The following is a 20728-nucleotide window of genomic DNA, read 5'->3' on the forward strand; positions in this document are numbered from 1 at the left end:
TCGGGGTCAGGCTTTCGCTCATACTCCTCGATTGTTTGCCCTTCGAGGACCTCAGGGTACACAACCTGTGGGGTAACCGCTTTATCCTTAACGCAAAAAGAAAATAAAAATGAAAACTAAAATAATTCAAATAACGGCTGGAAGAGGACCTTCAGAATGTTGCTGGGTAGTTGCACAAGTATTGAAACTTTTTTTAGAAGAAATAAAAGCTAATGCATACGAGTATGTAGTACTACATAGAGAAAAAGGAAGTCAAAATGGTACTGTACAATCGGCAACAGTGCAATTAAAAGGAAAAGAAATTGATACTTTTCTTTCTACATGGTTGGGCACTATTCAATGGATAGGAACCTCAACGTTCCGAAAATATCATAAACGTAAAAACTGGTTTATAGGAATGTACGAGATCAAACAGGTAGAACAGCTAAGTATTAAAGCACAAGAAATCTCTTTTCAAACCATGTGCAGTTCAGGTCCTGGTGGCCAAAATGTAAACAAGGTGAATTCTGCCGTAAGAGCTACCTATCACCCAACAGGAGATCAAGTAGTGGTAATGGACAGCAGATCACAACATCAAAATAAAAAAATAGCAATCGAAAGATTAAAAGAAAAAGTATACCAAAGTCAACTCCAAAACATACAAAAGTCGCTATGCGATCAATGGGAAAATCATTTGAATGTAGCACGTGGTAATCCTGTTAGAAAATTTAAAGGAACTGATTTTAAGAAAATAAAGAAAAAACAATCGTACGCCTCAAATCGTCAACAATTAAAAAACGATTTGCGCAGCGAATTAAAATACTAACGTCATGAGCAATTTACTAGACAAATATTTATTTCAGGCATTAGATGCTTATCCATACAATCTGGAAGAAGCAGTAGAATCTTTGAACTATGCATTATCATATGATGACAAAAATCCAATTGTGTTATGTCTAATGGGTCAGGTCTATGCGGAGAATCTGAAAAACTATGAAACTGCTAAGGAATATTACCAACAAGCACTGGCTGCAGACATGTATGCGGTAGATGTATATCCGAACTACATCAATGTATTACTTTGGAACGAAGACTATAATGAAGCAGAAAAGTTAATCGACTTCGCACTAACGATCAAAGGAACAGATAAAGCGCTGTTATATCTACTAAAAGGAATTCTTTTAGAACAAAAACAAGAGTACAAAGCAGCTCTTAAAATTTTAAAGACTGCTAAAACCTTTGCATATAACAACTACTTTATAAATTATGTGGAAAGCCAGGAAAAAAGAATCAAGGACAAAATGCCTAAAAAGAAGAAGAAAAAGAAAAGCAATAAAAAAGGTAAAAAAGCTAAGAATTCTTCTAAAAAGTCGAAGAAGAAAAGTAACTAATTATACAAACATGTCATTCCAGTCTGTCACATTGAGCTTGTCGAAATGTAAGCTGGAATCCGTTTAGTGAATTGTTTTATCATACAGCAATGGATCCCTGTCGGTACTAGGATGACAAAAAAACAAAAAACCATGGGAGCACCGCATAATAAGAAAAGATATGGAGAAGTATGGCCATCCTATAGAATTGAATATGCTTTGGAAGCCTTAAAAACTTTAAAAGATTTAGTAATTCTATCAGGTGGTTGGGCCTGGCATTTTCTCTCTCCAGAAGATCATACAGAATATAAACATGCACATGATCATAAAGATATTGACCTCTTTATTGATCCGAAAAATGTAGCTAGTGTCATGTGTATATTATTGGAGAATGGATTTCAAAAAGTATGGACGCGCTATGATCATTTACCCAGTGATGAAAATTTTAGGCGCTATGAAAAAACGGTAATCGCTGAAAATGAAAAATCTATAAGAATTACCATTGATTTTTTTGTGAAATCTGAGATCCCTCATCGTACTGTAAAAGGTTGGAAGATTGTAGAACCTAAATATCTATTAGGATTGTACTCTAATATACACTCTAGTGATAAGTGTTGGGCAGTTCAATCAGCAATCAAACTACTAGACAAAGGAATCGATCCTTTGGATAGAGAAGAATTGGTAACAATTCCAAAAAATTAAATGACCAAAACCAGGTAGATCTTGGATCTGTCTGGTCAAAAAAACATAAAAAAATGAACGAATGTGTTGTAAATTTAGATTTACCCCCAGAAGAACGATGGCAGTTTCTAAAACTCTACAAAAATGAGGTAAATGAATTGCTCGAGTGTTATATCAGTGATTTTGTAGGAGCGGATATTATATTCGATGCTATAAACGAGTATAAAGATTTACTTGTTCCTAATGAATACTTAAGAGAAATTGATGGAATTGCAGCTATATGTGATTTTTCGTCAAATGAAATACTAGTTGCCAACTTATATTATGATCTATTAAAATTCTATTTAGGATGTACTGCTTTTGCAGTTTATAATGGTAGAGAAATGTTGCATTCTAGAAATCTTGATTGGCATACAGAAAATGATTTATTGAGCAAAAACTCTATAGTCTTTGATTTTCAAAAAAAAGATGAAACACTATATAAATCTATAGGATGGCCTGGATTTATAGGAGTTCTATCGGGAACAAAACCTGAAACGTTTTCCCTTACATTAAATGCAGTTTCCAGTAGTGATTCACCAGAAATAGCAATGCCTGTATCCTTTTTATTAAGAGATATATTACTTAATTGTAATTCTTTTGAAGAAGCAAAATTAGAAATTGAGAAAACCACCATTATGAGTGATTGCTTGATTCTACTTTCTGGTATTAAAAATGAGGATAAAGTTGTAATTGAAAGAACTCCCAAAAGATTTAAAACACGAACTAGTGATGAAGACTATATAATCGTAACTAATGATTATAAATTACTTCAAAATCTTTCAATTAAGGGAAATATACTGCAGGAAAGTTCATGCGGAAGATATGAAAATACTCAAGAATTATTATCAAATCAAATCCCAATGAATGATCAAGAATGTATAAACATTTTACAGAATGAAAATATCATGATGGGAATCACGGTCCAACAAATGGTATTTCATAACAATACAGGTAAAATTAAACTAATAAAAACCTGCGAAACTGGGCAATCTGGAATTCAATCAGGTACTTAAATAAAATGGATACAACAAATAATATCATAATTATAGACCTAGAAGCAACCTGCTGGAATGGCAAGATCCCTCCAGGGCAAACCAACGAAATTATAGAAATTGGTATTTGCTTACTAGATACGCAAACGGGTGAGGTTACCAAAAACAAAGGAATCCTTGTAAAACCAGAAAGATCAGAAGTAAGTCCGTTTTGCACGGAACTAACAACGATTACTCAAGATTTACTGGATCGAGAAGGTATTTCTTTTGTCGAAGCATGTGAAATTGTAAGAACTGAGTACCAAGGGCATCAACTTACATGGGCTAGCTATGGACAATACGATCTAAATATGATGAAAAAGCAATGTAAATTTCGTGATATCGAATACCCTTTATCACAAAATCACATAAACGTAAAGGACCTTTTTCAAAAAACCAGAGGATTACGAAAAAAAGTTGGTATGAAAGGTGCTTTAAATATTCTTGATATTCCACTAGAAGGAACCCATCATAGAGGTGTTGATGATGCAAAAAACATTGCGAAAATTTTACAATGGTCTCTAATTAAAGAAAAAATGACAAATAGATAACATACTAAAAATGAATTCTTACAAAAAAAGAAGCAATACATCATAATATTTTCATAATTCAAAAAACACTCTTTACAACATCAAGATACATTTATCTTGATGTTTTCCCTTATTATAAAAGATGTTAAAGCCTTTTTTCTAAAGGACAAAAAGAATATTCCGATACTTGAAAGCCGTAACCAAATGTTAATTTTATGTTAAATTGATGTTTTTTTGTAAGGTTCGATAATTTTTACGATTTTTCTTCTTTTTAGTTACAAAAACAATGTTTTTCTACTTGTATTTTATCAAAAAAAGCAATTCCATACTTAAAAAATCCTCATAAAATATTCTAAATAATCCTTCTTTTTGAGGATTACTAAATTTAATTCTATCGTCAATATTAATGGGAATTTTGATCATAATAATTCACTGAAATTTTAAAGTCATTCGTGCATATCTCAACTTAATTTTGTGAAAGAACAAGACATTATTCAAAAACGAACCCCAACCGTAATTCACTAAAAGGTTTAACAGTAAAGAAGTTACAAGTTAATTTCAACTTGTGTAAGAATTATATTGTTATCATTTTTACGCAGAACTCTCTTAGCTGTATTACGTCTGTTTTTTTGTTAATTTAGCCCTTCCTAACGTTGAAAAAAATGTTAATAACCCCAAAAAAACTAACAAAATGAAGATCCCAAAATCCCTATTACTAATTTTATTTTATTTAGTATCGTTCCAAATCAATTCCCAAGAAACCGTAGACCATTCTCCTTGGGACCAAATCCTTGTTCTTAATGTTACAGAAGATGGACTAGTAGACTACGATGGAGTTACAAATGATGTCATAGTATTTTATAAATACTTTAGATATCTACAAAATGTGTCTCCCGAAAATCACTGGAGTAAAGAAGAAAAATTAGCTTATTGGCTAAATGTTTATAATGCAACCGTGATGAAAATGATCATTGATGAATATCCTATCACATCCATCAATCAATTAGAAGATCCTTGGAAAAGAAAAGTTTTCAAATCAAACAATGTACGCTACAGTTTAGATGATATCGAACATAAGATCTTACGAAAATTTGGAGATCCTAGAATTCACTTTTTACTAAACTGTGGATCCATGTCATCTCCAAGACTATGGAACAGAGCATATACCAGTGAGAATATTGAGTACGCACTGGATGAAAGAACAAGAGAATTCATTAATGATCCTCAAAGAAATCAGATTAACTCTCAGACAGTTAGAATTTCTCAATTATTCGAATGGTATGAAGATGATTTTATCAGTAACAATATGGATGTTATCGATTTTATAAACGAATATTCAACTATAACTATCGATAAAAACATGAAGAAAAAATACGTTACCTATGACTGGAATTTAAACAAGAATCATGAAAAAACCCCTATAACTAGTAATAATTAGCCAAAACCGCCTCAAAATATTTTGCCGGAACTATCATGAACTAACCTTACGCTATGCTTGTAAGATTTTAAAAAAAACATGAGTAGTTATCGATACTGAATTGACATACTTTTAAAACTAAATTACCCTCCATTATGAATAACACTATTACCCTTAAAACCTCACTTTTTATACTCTGCTTAGCTTCTTTTTCTTCATTAACTGCACAAACAATCATTAATGGTTTTTTCCCACAAAAGAACGAGTTTACAGTTGCCTCATCATATTCTTATAAAAGCTATGACAACTTTTTTATGGGAAATACACAAACCGAAACGAACCCTATGAATATGGGAGAAATAAGTTCTTCTGTAGTCAGTGTTTATGGAGAATATGGAATTCTAGACTGGCTTTCAACCACAGTCACACTTCCATACATCTCTATGCAAAATGAAACTGGTGTCTTAGATCCTGTTTCGCAAACAGATCAGGTAAGCGGAGTACAAGACTTAAGCATGTTTTTTAAAGCCCGAGTCTTAGATGCCCAAATTAACAATGCATCAAAAATTGCTGTCGGCGGTGCTGCTGGTGTATCCGTTCCCGTAGGAGGATATGAAGAAGCAGGAATTCTATCGTTAGGAAATGGAGCCACTGCCATTGATGGATGTGGATTTATACAAATCAACGCTTCCAGAAATCTATTTGTAGAACTGCAAGCAGCTTACAGCTTACGTAACAATGGTGATTTTGAAATCCCAAATGCAACTCTTTTTAGTGCCAAGTTGGGATATTATAATAAATGGTTTTACGCTCACGCCAAAATAGGAACTCAAAATTCTTTGGACGGTCTTGATATCGGTACTCCAGAGTTTGCTGAAGCGGGAGGTGCCAGAGCATTACCAGAAACTGAAGTTGATTATACTAACTTTTATTTTGATCTCTATGTCCCTGTATATAAACAGAGTATTGGAGTTTCTACAGGATACACTACCAATATGAGTGGAAAGAATTATGATCGAGCCTCTGGGTTTTCCGTAGGACTCGTGTATAAAGTTCCTTAATACTTTATTATTAACATTATTACCTACTATTAAATTTAACTTATGAAAAAAATACTTTTTTTTGCCCTTATTTCCACTCTATTGGCATGTGAAAAAGACGAGTACATTCCGCTTAATGAAGAAGCACAGCAAATACCTTTTGCAAAAGCTCCTTCTGGACCAACGGGTCTTGACAAACAAATACTAGACGAATTAGACGCTATTTCTGGAGGCGTTGGAGCTGCTTATTTTATTCTTCCAAATAGTGATCAATATAGTAGTATCCCTCAAGATCCATTAAATCCTATTACAGATGAAAAAGTAGCTTTAGGAAAACTTCTTTTCCATGAAACCGCAACTGGAGGAAACCCAACGACCGCATCTAACTTATTTACGTATTCATGCGCTTCTTGCCATCATTCAGGAGCTGGTTTTGGAGCAGGAATCAGACAAGGTATTGGCGAAGCTGGCGTAGGTTTTGGTACTAGTGGTGAAGCACGTGTTTTTAATCCTGGCATTGCAGTAAGTGATGCGGATATTCAACCAATCCGTTCTCCAACAGTATTAAATGCAGCGTATCAGGATATCATGCTATGGAATGGTCAATTCGGAGGATCAGGCACCAATCTGGGTACAGAAGCGAATTGGACCAACATTCCTGAAAACTTTATAGGATTCGAAGGTGTAGAAGTACAAGCGATCAAAGGACAAGGAGTACATCGATTATTAGTTGATGGCAATTTTGTCTCTAGTTTTGGATACCAACAAATGTTTGATGACGCTTTCCCAAGTCTTCCTGTTTCCGAAAGGTATACCACACAAACAGCTGCCTTAGCTATTGCGGCCTATGAAAGAACGGTATTAGCCAATCAATCTCCTTGGCAAGAATGGCTTAAAGGTAATTACAGCATGTTATCTAATGATGAAAAGAAAGGTGCGAAGGCATTTTTTGGTAAAGGAAAATGTTATGAATGTCATACAGGACCAGCTTTAAATGACAAGAATTTCTATGCCTTCGGAATGGGTGATTTTGATAATTCTAGCGATGCTGTTGTATTAGACCCTGTTGGATTCGAAAATGTAAAAAAAGGAAGAGGTGGATTTACGAAGGTAGCAGCAGACGAATATAAATTTAAAACTCCTACACTATACAACCTAGTTGACAATGGTGGTTTTTATGGTCACGGAGGAACTTTCACCTCTGTTAGAGAGGTCATAGAATATAAAATTGCAGGTGTTCCCCAAAGTTCTGAAGCTACAACTGCTAATCTAGCTCCTCAATTTGGCGATATTAAACTAAACAAAACCGAAATAGATAATCTTGTATTGTTTATTGAAAATAGTTTAAGAGACCCGAATTTATCCAGATATGATCCAGATCAGGTAAATTCTGGAAATTGTTTTCCAAATAGCGATCCTGCATCAAAAGCCGATCTTGGATGTAGTTAGCATTTTAACTCCATCAAGCAAATAAAAACTATAATGAAGCTCATTTTAAAGATTAGCCTTTACTATCACTCTTTAAAATGAGCTTCCCAATTTTAATAATATCAAACCTCTTAAAAACTAAACCAACTAAAACCTATTGTATGAAAAAGCTACTGCTTTGTTTCACAATTTTTGCACTATTGTCATGTGAAAAAGATGAATACATCCCATTAGACAATGAAGCTAATGACACTGCCATAAAAACCAATACAACTCCATCAGATTTAGACATCAAACTTTTAAATAAATTAGATAGCGTTACCGATGGTATAGGTCCTGCTTTTTTCACATTACCAAACAGTGATGATTATGCAAATATCCCTCAAGATCCTCTAAATCCAATAACACTAAAAAAAGTAGCATTAGGAAAATTATTGTTTCATGAAACAGCCACAGGAGGAAATCCGAAAACGGCTTCTAATATGGCCACCTATTCTTGTGCTTCATGTCATCATGCTGCGGCGGGATTTAGTTCCGGTAACAGACAAGGAATCGGAGAAGGAGGAATCGGATTTGGTGTTAAAGGAGAAGGAAGGGCCTTTAACAACATCATTCCCGTTGCAGATATTGATATACAACCTATCCGCTCCCCTACCATATTGAATGTAGCTTATCAGGATGTGATGCTATGGAATGGACAATTTGGAGGCACTGGTACCAACGCAGGAACGGAAGCCAATTGGACAAATATTCCGGAAAATTTTATTGGTTTTCAAGGTGTAGAAGTGCAAGCCTTAAAAGGACAAGATGTTCATAGATTACTTGTAAACCGAGATTTTGCAAGAGATTTTGGATATAGAAGAATGTTCAACGAGGCATTTCCAGATGTTCCCAGAGAAGAAAGGTTTACCAGAGAAACTGCTGGATTAGCCATTGCAGCTTACGAACGAACCGTTTTACCCAATCAATCTCCTTGGCAACGATGGCTGAAAGGAGATTATAATGCATTAACCAACAAAGAAAAAAGAGGTGCAAGACTGTTTTTTGGAAAGGCTAAATGTTTTAAATGCCATACAGGTCCTGCCTTAAATGACAAGAATTTCTACGCTTTAGGCATGGGAGATTTCGATGACTCTGGTAATGCTATTGTTCTGGATGATACCGGTTTTCCTAATGTAAAAAGAGGAAGAGGAGGTTTTACCAAAAAACCTAGAGATTATTATAAATTTAAAACTCCTACATTATATAATCTTATAGATAATGGTATTTTCGGTCATGGTGGAACATTTACTTCTGTGAGAGATGTGGTTGAATATAAACTAAATGGAATTCCTGAAAACAATGAAGTCCCTCAGGAACAACTACATAGATTATTCACAGATATTCAAGAACTTACTGAAAATCAAATAAGTAATTTGGTACTATTTATAGAAAATGGATTAAGAGATCCTAACCTTATGAGATATGTTCCAGATCAGATTAATTCTGGAAATTGTTTTCCCAATAATGACCCAGCATCCCAAGTCGATCTTGGTTGCAGTTAATGATAACAAAGTAGAATAAAATTATTGAAACAACACAGCTACAAACTAAACACCTGATGTTTCAAACATCTTGCTAGAGCTCATTGATATTACTATTTCCCAAATAAAATAGCGTCTAACACAAACTTAACTCAATGAGCTTAGCAGGATTTTTTATCTATCACCATTTACCTGGCAATTATTTTCACGATATCCGAATACTGATCACCAATAATTTTTAGAAAAAACGTCCCTTTTTTATCTAAATTAAAATTTGTCGATTGATGATCAGCTATGGAAATTTCATCAATTACTTGACCAATGGTATTTACAATCTTTACTTCAACCGGGAAAATTGTAGTCTGTGGAAGTTCTAGATTAAAAACACCATTTCCGGGATTCGGATATAGTATAGGTTTTTGAGTATTTGTTGATATATCTTCTATGGATAGGGTTTGATTTTCTAAAAAAACTCTGCTATCTCCATTATCAAATGTATAATTCTGAAGACTGTTCCAAATAAAATCTACTATCGTATTATAATTATTTTTTACTGTATCAGGAATTTGAATGGGACTAGTTAATGCCTCATCCGGAAACTGAAAATTAGCTGGTGGGCGTTCTCCATAAATGACGGAATAATGTACCAATGCTGCCAAAAAATACAATACTGGATACCCATGAGGCGCTGCGTCTTCATAGAGTGTAGTTGCCGAAATATCTGATAATATCCCTTGATCTGAAAATAAATCTGCTAAAATTGGTCCTGTAGGAATTAATTTCACTTCAGCATCTGGTCTTAAAGCTAAAACCTCATCTTGGAGCGTAATCCACCAATCATGAAAATCTCCACGAGTATAATCATAAAAAGCTCCAAATTCTTGATCTTCCTGTGCTTGAGAGTTTGGAGGAAATGTTCCATTAAACTCTGGCCAGTTTTCATAAATATAGAAATGAATTCCTGTTTCTTCTGTTCTGACAAAATCTAAAATTCTCAAAACTGCTTCTACAGAACTTAACGCATTAGGATCTTCATTACAATCTTCTATATATTGTGCATCACAAAAAGCATTTTCTGAAGGTGTGGAGGTTTGCTGAATAAAGTTAGCTAGTGTAACAATTACGTTATCATAATTCCAACTTCCAAAATCGTCGTTAGATTCATTGGTTCTGGTATTAGGCGCATCTATAAACCCCCATTGAAATATGGGTGGCAACTGTTGTAGTGGTAAAAAATTAAACTGACCATCTACCGTATATTGATTTCCTGCTTGTTGAGCAAGCAAATACATCCAATCCGGTATATTACTTCTGTTTTGAGTCGCTTGATCAGCACTATGATTTACTAAACTGTGACCAAAAATGTACGAGTTATTAGACTGCTGAGAAAAACTTGCTGTTCCCGTCAGTATAAATGCAATCAATAACATAGATTCTAAAATGCTAATAAGAGCAGGTTTATTAGTAGTTTTAATCATCTTACAGCGTAGTTTTAGTTCATTTACATCAGTTGTCTATATATAAAACGTACTATATAAGATATACCCTACCCCCTTTTTTATTTTTTTTCGGTCTTTTATTTTTATCTATTATGCCCATTCGTTTAATTACTATATTTACTCAAAACAATCAATACGACGATGAAAGAAAAATTATTTGAGGAAGTAGTTGACAATTATGATGCGCTAAAATATAGCTTACTAAAAGCACAGACATTTGATGAATCTCATTTTGGTTTTCCTGAAATCTACTATAAGATTATGGAAACAGATAAACAACGTGTAGATGCTTTTCACAAGGCCTTTCAGCTCAACAATAATTTTAAAGACGCCACTGTTTGTGAAATTGGAGTAGGAACCTTACCTCTTACCAAATTATACATGCCCTTTGTAAAAAAAGCATATCTGATCGAAAATAATCCAGATCTAATTCCTTTTATCAATGAAGAAATTTCCAAATATCCTTGGGCCGATAAAGTAGAAGTGATCTATGCAGATGCCCTCACTGTAGATTTACCAGAAAAAGTAGACTTTGTAGTTGGTGAATTAATGAGTATTTATTGTGCTAATGAATTTCAGGTTCAGATTTTTCGGCATATGCGTGAATTTTTAAAACCTGGCGGAAAATTATTCCCAAACCGAATAGTAAACTTTGCCAGACTTTGCGAAGCGGAAATTGATGAAAACATTCATCATTACCCTGTTAATTTTACTAGACATCAACCTATGTTTTTAACACAACAGTTTTTGGTAAATGAAATCGAATTATTAAAAGAGAAAAAACAAGGAGTTAAACTAAGTTTTTCTGTTCCTGTTTTGTTTTCGGGAACGGTAAACGCATTGTACCTAGAATCCTATGTAGAAGTTACTGAAGGTGCTAATTTTACTGGAACTGATAGTTTGATGCCTCCTACTGTATTAAAAACCACGAATACTCAAGAAGTAAAAGCGGGAGATTTAGTACATATAGATTTTGGTTTTGATTATGGTTCTTCGTTAGATCATATCAGTTGTGTGTTGTCTTAATGTTTATCCATTTTTGGTAAAACCTACTAGTTAATGATTTTAGACAAAATTCTATCTTTTTTATTCGGTATCAAAAAATCTAAATTTGAGATTACGGAACGTGAACTAGAAAAAATAACAGATGATGTCGATGAAAATCAAGAAAATGACAAGCATGAAAAAGAAATCATTGATGTAATAACTACTCCTCTGTTTAAATACAGTTTTGAAGAGTTATCCAAAACCATTTTTGAAGAAGCCAAACATAAATTTAAAATCAACCGATATAATTATTGGGCTCCGAAGTTCACGAGTTTAGATTCATATATATTTCTATCTGAACAACAAATATCTTTCAAACGAGATTTTGCTTATTGGATTACGAAGGAAATTATTTGGTTTGAAACCACTCCAAACATAGCTAAGCCTCCCTTAAAAACTCAGTATTTACAGGAGATATTACAACTTCTCCTAAGATCGAATCTGCATTTTAAAGAAAATGATTTCGAATACTTCATGAATCTTTGGGTACAATATCCCACTTATGTATCAATTGCTTCTTTAACTTCTAGACTGAGAAAAAAAACAAAAAATGATACAGTAAGTAAAGAGTTTTATCAGTATCTCCAAAAGTTTTTAAAAACCCCAAGGTTTCATAATGAGTGGTACAACTATTACAAAACTCCTAGGAATACAATACAACGTATATTACATTTATATGCTAAAGACAATGATGAAAATCAACCCTCATTTTTATTAGCTTCTGACCCTTTTGCTGATTACATCAACAAATTTATTCGAAACTGTGATCAAAAAGAACAAGATGCTTATTGTCATATATTCAAAACTTTTGAGGAGAATAAACAATTTTACAATCCTTTTAAATTAATAGTTCTCATTCAGGAAGAGCTAAATACTATAGGAAGAAATGCTTATAAAATACAAATGTTGCATTTTATTAAAAAAGCCTCTTTATTTAAACCTAAAATGAGCAATCTGAGGGTTGAAAAAGTAACGTATAACACAGGAAAAGAAGTAAGATATAATTGTCAATACATTAAAAAAGAGAACATAGCAATTCTCAAAAGTATTATCATTTCATTAGCGGATTTCAAACACAAAAAAAGTGCAATCCCTTATCTTCTTAGAATTACCGAACGTTCTTTTTCTAATGCCAATGCAGTGCGGCTAGGCCAAACCTCTCAATCATTAGGCAAGCTATGTATCTATACATTAGCAAATCATTATGAAGAAACCGGAATACAAAAAATTAAAAATCTCTATCAAGAAACTACCTATAAACAGATAAAGCAGACAATAGAAAAAGAGTCAAAAATACTTAAAGAACAAATGGGGATTAGTTTGATTTAAAATTCATAAAGAATAGGTTTGGCTATAGACATCAAGAACATATTATCATTCTTTGGAATCAAAAAGACATTTGAAATATCTAAGGAAGAATTAGAGCATTTGAGTTCTGAAACTTCCTCCCAAGAAAAGAACGACCCCTATATTATAGATCTTGATTTTTCTGATGAAGACTCTCCTATAGCAGAAGAAATGCTAACGAATATTTATGAAGATGCTACTTCGCTTTTTGATTACAATCATAACAATCTGGAAAAGGTAATTTTCAACTCTTTGGAGCATCATAAAACCTTACTAGGTTCTCATCCCGAAATTAAAACAGAGGTATTGTATTACCTTTTTAAAGAACGCTCTAAAAACAGAAAATCCTCTTCCAAATCTGAGAGTAAATTAGTTGATAAAATCCCACAAGATTTTAAACACGCCATTGGATATCACTTATTAAATTCTAAAATACGTCTTACCAGTCAGGACTTTACTTATTTCTTCCATAAATGGAAAGACACCTACGCATACGATTATCCGCTTCGGCCATTATTGAGGCAACTAAAAAAGCATTCCATTAATTATAAGATAAGCCCTGAGTTAAATGTGAGTTTACATTCTTTCTTACGCTCTAGATCTATACAATATCTTTCTATAAAGCAACATATGGATGCTAAAAGTATTATTCATAGAGTCATTCTGGAAAACAGTAAAATCAATTTAATCCCTTCGGCATATGTTTTTCAGTTATTACCAGATCCGTTTGGAGTTCATGTAAACAAACTGATCTCTAATATGAGTGAGAAATACCAACATAATATTTCGAAGGTCCTTAAAATACTCTCCAAAAACATTCATCAAAAATCCTTTATACAGATTAATGAATATTTAGAAAAGATACATCAAAAGAAGTTCGATGATTTTAGCTACTCAATACTCCGAAAATTTGCTTATTTACGATTACGAAATGTTACATTAAGACAAAAAGAGGACAATAACGAAAAAGATATTATCTATGGTGTTTATGAGCATGTTTACCAAGAGAATATAAATCTGGTCAAGGGATTGATACAACTACATGGATACAGAAACAATCAAAACTGTATTAAGCTTATATCCAAAATTTTAGAAAGATGCTATGCTGTTTCCATAGGTTCTAACTACGGTGCCACATCACAATCATTAGGAAAAATTTGTATTCAAACACTTGCGTTTCAGTTTGAAGATGCTGGGAAACATGAATTAAAAACTGTATATGAGAATACCAGCTTTAGACTCATTAAAAAACAAATTGAAATCATCTCTCATAAATTACAAGAAGAAACAGGGATATCTTTACTCTAAAATATCGATATCAAATCCGATAATATCTCGGATTCCAGGTTTAGAAATATCTTCTGGTTCTATGGGTGTTACATAATGCCATAAATCATTACCGAAAGTAAATTCTTCTCCCGTATCTGCCTGAAAAATAAATTCTCCTGGTTGCAGTACTTTTTTAAAGATCAGCTCATTGGTTTCTGCCATTGTCTTTTCGTAAATCTGACTTTCTGCACCGGTTATATTTTGTCTATTGACCACTAAAGCAGACATGATGTATTGAGCTCCATCTTCATGAACACCTTCTGGAGCGTTTTCGCCTTTTATTTTTTCATGAGAAATAGTTCTCATAAAATGACTAGTGATTTGAATTTTTCGAACTTCGGGATGTATCTGTTTTACCAATCTTGCCATTCGCTTTAATAACTCAAAAAACATCTCATTTTCTACAGCTAATCTCGAGGCTTGTTTGAAAACACGTTTCCAAACACGAAAATCATCTACATCTTGTTCAAAACCTTGTTGTATGATCCGTTCTACAAAATATTGATCATCCCAAATTTCAATCAAAAAACTTGAGATATTGCGCTGTCTGGTAATGGTAGATAATTGCTCGAATTCCCTTTTTTGGGCTTCGGTAAGCTGTTGTAACCAATAGTCTAACGCATCCAAGGTCTCAGTCCCTTCAAAATAAGCTTTATGTAACTTCTCTATTGATACGGAATCCTCTGGAAAAACTTCTTTTAAAAAGGCGATTTGTTTTCCTCTAACTACATATGCATCGTCTTGTAATTCTGAAAAGAAAGGCCTAAAAAAATGTAAAAAAGAACTAACATCAATCTTTAAATCAGTAACGCTCCCAACTCTGATAGGTGATTTTACTACTCTTCCGATTTGTTTTGATATTTCTTTTTCGGTAATCATTTGGCAATTCTTACTTTCTTAGTAATATGATGTAAACATTCTTTTTTATTATGTAACCAATATACGTAAGGTATCGTAATAATAGGTATTTGTGTTCTAAATAATGTTTTATATTGATCTATTGAAAATGTCTTTTCCAATGCTCCTGGATACCCTACCAAGTCTATACAAATGGTGCGTTGTTTGTGTGTTACCAAGATATCCATTACATAACCTGCGATAGGATAATTAACAATAATATCTTCTTGTTTAATGCCCAACTGAATTAGCTCTTCTAATACTTCTTCGGCAAAATTATCCATGTATTCCTCTACGGAATTTTGAGGATATTGGATCCTTGTTTCCGATAAATAATCAATTACTAAATGTTTGTTTTTAAAATTCTTAGGATCAAAAGAATAGTATAGAAATTGCTGCTGTTTGGCACGTGTGATACTAACGTTAAAAACATCTTCTCTATCTAAATATTGGAACACCGAAGTACTTGTTTGATTATCGATAGTAAAGGTGATGTACATCTGATCACGCTCCTCTCCTTGAAACTCAAAAGGCGTTCCTACAGCAATTTTATGCTTTTTGATAGCAGCAAGATCAAGCTCTTCAATTTTATCTTTCAAATAATTTACCTGATCTCTAAATGGTGACAAAATTCCTATCGTGGTAGCCACTCCAATAGCCACTTGATGTTCTTCGTCGATAACTTTTTGTATATCTTCTAATAATTGTTCTGCCTCTTGTAAATTGGTTCCATTTTTTAATTTTTCACCTTCACAGAAAACCCAATGTACTGCGGAGGTTTTATGGTGGATCTGTAAGTCAGACATCACCTTTAACTTTTCAAAATAAAATTTTTGATTGCTATATCGTATGATGCTTGGCACACTTCGATAATGCTCATCTAAAAAATGTACATTACTCTGAGAAGGCAGTCGTTCTAAAGCAAAATCCAGAAAACTAGTTTCTCTGTAATTCATTACCTCCTCGCCTTTTAATAAGCCATAAGCATTGGCCGTATCTTCCATCATTTGTTTAGACAAAAACGAAACATGTCTTAATTGTTTTGGATCTCCAACAACTACTACCTTCTTTGCTCTAGCTAATACCGGAATCATCGTAGCAATATCACACTGAGAAGCTTCATCTATGATCGCTACATCAAAAAGATCATTTTGTAATGGAAAAACATCGCTAACATCAGTAGATTTTGTTATCCAAATCGGCAAACATTGTAATACAGACTGAAAATCCACTTCCTGAAACAAACGCTCTCGCTCTTCGATATTTCTGGTTTTTACCAATTTTGAAAACTTAGACAGTGTTTGATCCTTGGATAATAAATCAGAAATCTTATCCCGATATTTTAAAGAAATAATTTCTTTAATTAATTTATTTTTTTGATGAATATAATGTTCCAGCAATTCTATTAACTGCCAAAATGGATATTCTTTTAAGACTTGCTTAGAAACATATTTACGTTTTAATCTCTTGAAAACAGAAGGGTTGTAATCCAAAAACAACTCAGCGTTTTTAATTTCTCTCTCCTCTCGATCTCGAATTTCATCACTAATCTCCTTGATCTTATTTACTGCGTAATCAATCTCTTTTTGCTTTTTAGGGATGAAATAATCATTACCTCCTTTTTGAAAAACATTAATTGATTCTAGTTTCTTTTTTAATTTCGCTTTATGACTACGGCCAGATCCAGCGCGTATAGAAAGCCCTTTTACGCCTAAGTCTTGTACTATTTTTTCTTGCAGTACATCCACCGCCTGATCAGATTTAGAACATATTAAAACACTTTTGTTATGATATACCTGATCCAATGCTAAAGAGGCTATTGTGTACGATTTACCAGTACCTGGAGGTCCTATCACCACTGTTATATCATTGGTCTTTACAGCTTGAATAATCCCAAGTTGTGAACTACTTAAATTAGACGGCACATAAACTCCTTCCTTAGATATTGCATCAGTGTTAATCTCAGTTTTCCTTCTAGAGAAAAATCCACGAAGCGTATCATTGAATAAATGACCTTCTTTGATTTCATCAATCTCATGCAAAACGTCTCGACTCGATTTTGATTTTTCTACAATCCCCAAAGCTATAGCTGGCAATAGTTGCAAAGTAAGAGATTTTGAATGTTCCTTAATTTTTTGCCCTTCTAAAAGTGCTGGTAAAATTTCCAATTCGCTGGTATGAATAGGTATATATTCTTCTAGCTTTTTTGCAATTCCTTGGATATCTTGTTTAGAAGGTTCCTGATCATTAATTAGTGATTTTATCTCTAGAGAAAAGGATTCATCTAGATTAAAGTTTGCTTTTAATACATTTAATAAAGCTTCATTTACTCTATTTTCTTCAAAATTATAGTTGATGTGATAGAGTGCATCACTATTAATCTCTAGGGTAGCAGGAGTTACTATTAACGGCGCACATATTGTTCTTTTCCTTCCTAAAAAAGTAAGTTTTCCGGTTATAAAAAAACTACACGCGACAAAGGTTTTCTCTTTTCGGTAAATTTCTAGATACTTATACAAATCCTCGCCAAAATCGATTTTCATAAACGTAGGATCCTCTTCTCTATATAAGCCTGTGCTATTTTTTAAGAAAAACCGTTTATCGACCTTTGTTCCTAGGAAATTAAGAACATCGTTATCTCTAAATTCTTGTTTGTAACAATCCTGATAATAGGATAAGACTTTTTCAATATGCATTGCGTGCTAATTTAAGCTTCTTCTTCATCTTTTTGAAATCTAAGATAATCGTCCACCGTTTGATTAATTGGTGGAATATCTTCTTCAACAATTGTCTTTAACAATTCTTCGGTAAGTGGTGTAATAGCTACAATGCGATTCGCTTGGTACTCTATAATTTTTTCGAATAAATTACGTGCTACTCTGGCGTTCCCAAAACTTTTATGTCTTTTTTCGTAAAGTTTATCAAAAATAAACTCCAACTTTTCTTTTGCTTCATCTGCCAGTACAAAATCATTTTTTAGACAGAATAACTCAAAAATACCTATTAGCTCTTTGGGTTTATAGTGATCAAAAGTGAAGTATCGATTGAAACGTGATTGTAAACCTGGATTAGATTCAATAAATTCTTCCATTTCATCTGGATATCCTGCTACAATAACAACTAGCTGATCTCTATGATCTTCCATTTTCTTAAGCAATACCTCAACTGCCTCGTTACCAAAGTCTTTTTTGTTATCCTTGGCTAAAGAATAAGCTTCATCAATAAATAAAACTCCATCTAGTGAAGTTTTGATCAGCTCTTCGACCTTCAACGCAGTTTGTCCTACGTACCCAGCTACCATTCCTGTTCTGTCTGTTTCCACCAGATGTCCTTTTTCTAGATATCCTAGGTGTCGGTAGATTTTAGATACCAAACGTGCAACGGTGGTTTTTCCTGTTCCAGGAGGTCCCATAAATACAGAATGTAACGAATTGTTTACATTTTTAAGCCCTTTTTCCTCTCTCAGCTTTTGCACTTTCAAGAAATTAGACAACTCTTTAACAGCCGTTTTTATATTATCTAATCCTATCAGTTCATTCAGTTCATCCATTACATCATCCAAGGTCTCATTCTCATCAATCTCGGTTTGCTTTACGCCTTCTAGTTTTTCTTTAGGATGCTGTAACTTATCGTTAACCTTCTTCAGCAAAGTTTTTTCTTCTTCAGAAATAGTATCATCTACCTTAGCGATCAAAGAAGCAATTCTATATAAAAAAGAAGCAGAATTCGCAAAATGCTGACTATCCAATCGCTTTAATAAGGAGGGTAATAAAAATTCGTTCTTATAATCTTCTCCTAAATCAAAAAGACTTGCTGTTTTTATGATTTCTATATTCTCTTCAAACTTCTCTGACTGTACAAATTTGTTGATACGCTCTATAGAAAGTGAAGCTATGATATCATTGCCTTGCAACTTTTCGAACATGAATGCAAGTAAAAATTTCACCTTGGCATCGGCAACAGTATTTTCTTTATCCGTTAAAGGATAAATCATATTAAATACCTTAATAATATCCTGCAAAATCACATGTTCTGCTTTAAACTCTATCGCATCATCAGTTTTATGAACAATAGCATTGATCGTATTAGAAAAACGTTTGTTATTATTAAGATCCTCAGCAAGATTTTGAATTTTTTCACCTTCGTTTTTTAAGATCTGTAGAAACTCATAATCCACATCATAATCTTTTGCTACATCTTCTTTTTGATTGACAAAATCTTTGAATTTATTTGTAAAATCAGCTAGTGTCTTTTTCTCGTCTTTTTTGGTTAGTAATAAATCTTCCATCAATCCATCTAATAAGGATATATGTACCTTTGGAAAAGCACTAAATTTTACATCCTTAAAAATATCCTTATCTAGAGAAAGTGTTGCACCGGCAATATGAATATGCTGAGTAGTAATGATAAAATCTAATTCATCTATAGATTCCTTTAGAGAATACAATAGTAATAAGTCTTCATCTTTTATTTTTAAAGAAGGAAAAGCTTCAGTGATCGATAGTATTTTTAGAGGATTAATAGACTTTCCTTTAAAAAAAGAAGCTTTGTGTTTTTGATCTAATTTAGCAAAAAACTGGTCTGTGGCTTTATGATATTTTCTGTTGGTCATAAGATTTTTTCAAGAAAAATGAATTATGTTTTTAATTGTTCTTCGGCTTTCTTTTTAGCCTTTTTATCAGCTTCTATGGCAATTAGCACGAAACCAATCAATAATGAAAATAAGGCTGTTGTTATCAAAAATCCCCATAACTTATTATTGGGATAAACCGCTAACCCTTTTGGAATTGTCACCTTTGTTTTCTTACCTGTATCCAACAAAGTTTCTCTAAGCTTTATAAGTACATTGGTTCTTTCTAAGGCACTTTCGGATTTTAAATTCTGTAACTCATTTTGACTTGCTTTTAAGTTTTTATACCAAAAGCCAATATCTTCATTTGGAGTTTCCCATATCATGGAAGTATATCCACTTGTTAAATTATTAGCTTCTAAATACGTAATCACCTTAGTGAGTTCTTCATTTGCAATCTCAATTGTACTTGCATCTGCTGCTCTTTTTAAATATCCTGATACATTTTGCTTGAACTGTATTTTTTTTGAAATCCTTGCTCCAAACACTACCAATGATAATACTATTAACAATACCCCAATTATACTTTTCATCTTACCTATTTTAATTTTTAACCATCCCTTTTACCTTGATTTTAACAGAAAATTAAACCTCTTTAACATTAACAAAAATTCATAAAACTACATGTATCTATGGAATCAAATATTAGATTCTGACACAAACCTGAGTGTCCTATGTTCAGGATTCATTTTAATTTTTTAAATCTTTTACTATGTTAAAAAGCATTTTAAATTTATCTCAAGTTTCAATTATTTCAAAGAAAAACCAAAGCACAATTCAAGGTGGATTTGTGGGTGGTGATTGTCTTGTTGAACCAGGTGACTGTGAAGCAAAAGGAGGTTTTCTTTTCAATTGTGTATGTATCGATAGAGATACAGGTCTTCCAACCTAATTTTATCATTTAAGATAAAATCACTAGAAGAAAGTTGTTATAATAA

18 protein-coding genes are annotated in these 20728 nt (G+C 33.0%); 13 read left to right on the top strand and 5 right to left on the bottom strand.

The annotated features are described in order from the left end of the window. The first annotated feature begins 109 nt into the window (after window positions 1–109). The 9 genes from prfH to ABD077_RS21335 all read left to right on the top strand — a co-directional run bounded on the left by prfH (window position 110) and on the right by ABD077_RS21335 (window position 9062). A complete protein-coding gene (gene prfH / locus ABD077_RS21295) occupies window positions 110–805 on the top strand; it encodes a peptide chain release factor H (RefSeq protein ID WP_343914248.1) in 696 nt (231 codons plus the stop codon). Window positions 806–809: 4 nt separating this feature from the next. Further along, on the top strand, window positions 810–1370 hold the full coding sequence (locus ABD077_RS21300; protein ID WP_343914249.1) for a hypothetical protein: 561 nt from the start codon (window positions 810–812) through the stop codon (window positions 1368–1370). A gap of 132 nt (window positions 1371–1502) precedes the next feature. Further along, window positions 1503–2051, top strand: coding sequence for a hypothetical protein (locus ABD077_RS21305; RefSeq protein ID WP_343914250.1), 549 nt, complete (start codon window positions 1503–1505; stop codon window positions 2049–2051). 53 nt (window positions 2052–2104) lie between these two features. After that, complete coding sequence (locus ABD077_RS21310) at window positions 2105–3085, top strand: C45 family autoproteolytic acyltransferase/hydrolase (protein WP_343914251.1); 981 nt, start codon at window positions 2105–2107, stop codon at window positions 3083–3085. A gap of 5 nt (window positions 3086–3090) precedes the next feature. After that, window positions 3091–3654: a 3'-5' exonuclease gene (locus ABD077_RS21315; RefSeq protein ID WP_343914252.1), complete on the top strand. Its 564-nt coding sequence runs from the start codon at window positions 3091–3093 to the stop codon at window positions 3652–3654. 670 nt (window positions 3655–4324) lie between these two features. Then, entirely contained in the window at window positions 4325–5071 is a 747-nt protein-coding gene (locus ABD077_RS21320) for a DUF547 domain-containing protein (protein WP_343914253.1), read from the top strand. Between the two features lie 134 nt (window positions 5072–5205). Then, on the top strand, window positions 5206–6111 hold the full coding sequence (locus ABD077_RS21325; protein WP_343914254.1) for a hypothetical protein: 906 nt from the start codon (window positions 5206–5208) through the stop codon (window positions 6109–6111). 42 nt (window positions 6112–6153) lie between these two features. After that, entirely contained in the window at window positions 6154–7539 is a 1386-nt protein-coding gene (locus tag ABD077_RS21330; RefSeq protein WP_343914255.1) for a cytochrome-c peroxidase, read from the top strand. Between the two features lie 140 nt (window positions 7540–7679). Further along, window positions 7680–9062, top strand: coding sequence for a cytochrome-c peroxidase (locus ABD077_RS21335; protein WP_343914256.1), 1383 nt, complete (start codon window positions 7680–7682; stop codon window positions 9060–9062). Between the two features lie 167 nt (window positions 9063–9229). Here ABD077_RS21335 and ABD077_RS21340 read toward each other — a convergent pair whose 3' ends face one another. Then, on the bottom strand, window positions 9230–10519 hold the full coding sequence (locus ABD077_RS21340; RefSeq protein ID WP_343914257.1) for a T9SS type A sorting domain-containing protein: 1290 nt from the start codon (window positions 10517–10519) through the stop codon (window positions 9230–9232). Window positions 10520–10681: 162 nt separating this feature from the next. Here ABD077_RS21340 and ABD077_RS21345 point away from each other — a divergent pair, with 162 nt between their 5' ends. The 3 genes from ABD077_RS21345 to ABD077_RS21355 are packed head-to-tail and all read left to right on the top strand — an operon-like array spanning window position 10682 to window position 14242. Next, a complete protein-coding gene (locus ABD077_RS21345; RefSeq protein ID WP_343914258.1) occupies window positions 10682–11566 on the top strand; it encodes an rRNA adenine N-6-methyltransferase family protein in 885 nt (294 codons plus the stop codon). Window positions 11567–11599: 33 nt separating this feature from the next. Next, window positions 11600–12916, top strand: coding sequence for a hypothetical protein (locus ABD077_RS21350; protein ID WP_343914259.1), 1317 nt, complete (start codon window positions 11600–11602; stop codon window positions 12914–12916). 18 nt (window positions 12917–12934) lie between these two features. Beyond that, complete coding sequence (locus ABD077_RS21355; protein WP_343914260.1) at window positions 12935–14242, top strand: hypothetical protein; 1308 nt, start codon at window positions 12935–12937, stop codon at window positions 14240–14242. Here the strand turns inward: ABD077_RS21355 and ABD077_RS21360 are convergent. The 4 genes from ABD077_RS21360 to ABD077_RS21375 are packed head-to-tail and all read right to left on the bottom strand — an operon-like array spanning window position 14234 to window position 20323. Continuing rightward, complete coding sequence (locus ABD077_RS21360) at window positions 14234–15142, bottom strand: 2OG-Fe dioxygenase family protein (protein ID WP_343914261.1); 909 nt, start codon at window positions 15140–15142, stop codon at window positions 14234–14236. The genes ABD077_RS21355 and ABD077_RS21360 overlap by 9 nt on opposite strands. Further along, the gene (locus tag ABD077_RS21365; protein ID WP_343914262.1) at window positions 15139–17856 is read right to left on the bottom strand and encodes a DEAD/DEAH box helicase; all 2718 of its coding nucleotides are present in this window, start codon (window positions 17854–17856) and stop codon (window positions 15139–15141) included. The genes ABD077_RS21360 and ABD077_RS21365 overlap by 4 nt, the downstream gene beginning before the upstream one ends. An 11-nt stretch (window positions 17857–17867) precedes the next feature. Continuing rightward, window positions 17868–19772, bottom strand: a complete 1905-nt coding sequence (locus ABD077_RS21370) for an AAA family ATPase (RefSeq protein WP_343914263.1) — start codon at window positions 19770–19772, stop codon at window positions 17868–17870. Window positions 19773–19795: 23 nt separating this feature from the next. Further along, window positions 19796–20323 (bottom strand): hypothetical protein, encoded by a 528-nt coding sequence (locus ABD077_RS21375; protein WP_343914264.1) that lies wholly within the window; start codon window positions 20321–20323, stop codon window positions 19796–19798. 179 nt (window positions 20324–20502) lie between these two features. On the opposite strand from ABD077_RS21375, the gene ABD077_RS21380 reads away from it, so the two are divergent. Further along, window positions 20503–20682, top strand: coding sequence for a hypothetical protein (locus ABD077_RS21380; RefSeq protein WP_343914265.1), 180 nt, complete (start codon window positions 20503–20505; stop codon window positions 20680–20682). The last annotated feature ends 46 nt before the right edge of the window (window positions 20683–20728 follow it).

The organism is Aquimarina litoralis (genome assembly GCF_039523995.1).
GTDB lineage: Bacteria > Bacteroidota > Bacteroidia > Flavobacteriales > Flavobacteriaceae > Aquimarina > Aquimarina litoralis.

Coding starts and splice junctions, on each gene's coding strand:
- ABD077_RS21365 (WP_343914262.1), bottom strand. CDS start 17,856: ATGCATATTGAAAAAGTCTTATCCTATTATCAGGATTGTTACAAACAA.
- ABD077_RS21330 (WP_343914255.1), top strand. CDS start 6,154: ATGAAAAAAATACTTTTTTTTGCCCTTATTTCCACTCTATTGGCATGT.
- prfH (WP_343914248.1), top strand. CDS start 110: ATGAAAACTAAAATAATTCAAATAACGGCTGGAAGAGGACCTTCAGAA.
- ABD077_RS21375 (WP_343914264.1), bottom strand. CDS start 20,323: ATGAAAAGTATAATTGGGGTATTGTTAATAGTATTATCATTGGTAGTG.
- ABD077_RS21320 (WP_343914253.1), top strand. CDS start 4,325: ATGAAGATCCCAAAATCCCTATTACTAATTTTATTTTATTTAGTATCG.
- ABD077_RS21335 (WP_343914256.1), top strand. CDS start 7,680: ATGAAAAAGCTACTGCTTTGTTTCACAATTTTTGCACTATTGTCATGT.
- ABD077_RS21310 (WP_343914251.1), top strand. CDS start 2,105: ATGAACGAATGTGTTGTAAATTTAGATTTACCCCCAGAAGAACGATGG.
- ABD077_RS21300 (WP_343914249.1), top strand. CDS start 810: ATGAGCAATTTACTAGACAAATATTTATTTCAGGCATTAGATGCTTAT.
- ABD077_RS21360 (WP_343914261.1), bottom strand. CDS start 15,142: ATGATTACCGAAAAAGAAATATCAAAACAAATCGGAAGAGTAGTAAAA.
- ABD077_RS21370 (WP_343914263.1), bottom strand. CDS start 19,772: ATGACCAACAGAAAATATCATAAAGCCACAGACCAGTTTTTTGCTAAA.
- ABD077_RS21345 (WP_343914258.1), top strand. CDS start 10,682: ATGAAAGAAAAATTATTTGAGGAAGTAGTTGACAATTATGATGCGCTA.
- ABD077_RS21325 (WP_343914254.1), top strand. CDS start 5,206: ATGAATAACACTATTACCCTTAAAACCTCACTTTTTATACTCTGCTTA.
- ABD077_RS21305 (WP_343914250.1), top strand. CDS start 1,503: ATGGGAGCACCGCATAATAAGAAAAGATATGGAGAAGTATGGCCATCC.
- ABD077_RS21340 (WP_343914257.1), bottom strand. CDS start 10,519: ATGATTAAAACTACTAATAAACCTGCTCTTATTAGCATTTTAGAATCT.
- ABD077_RS21380 (WP_343914265.1), top strand. CDS start 20,503: ATGTTAAAAAGCATTTTAAATTTATCTCAAGTTTCAATTATTTCAAAG.
- ABD077_RS21315 (WP_343914252.1), top strand. CDS start 3,091: ATGGATACAACAAATAATATCATAATTATAGACCTAGAAGCAACCTGC.
- ABD077_RS21350 (WP_343914259.1), top strand. CDS start 11,600: ATGATTTTAGACAAAATTCTATCTTTTTTATTCGGTATCAAAAAATCT.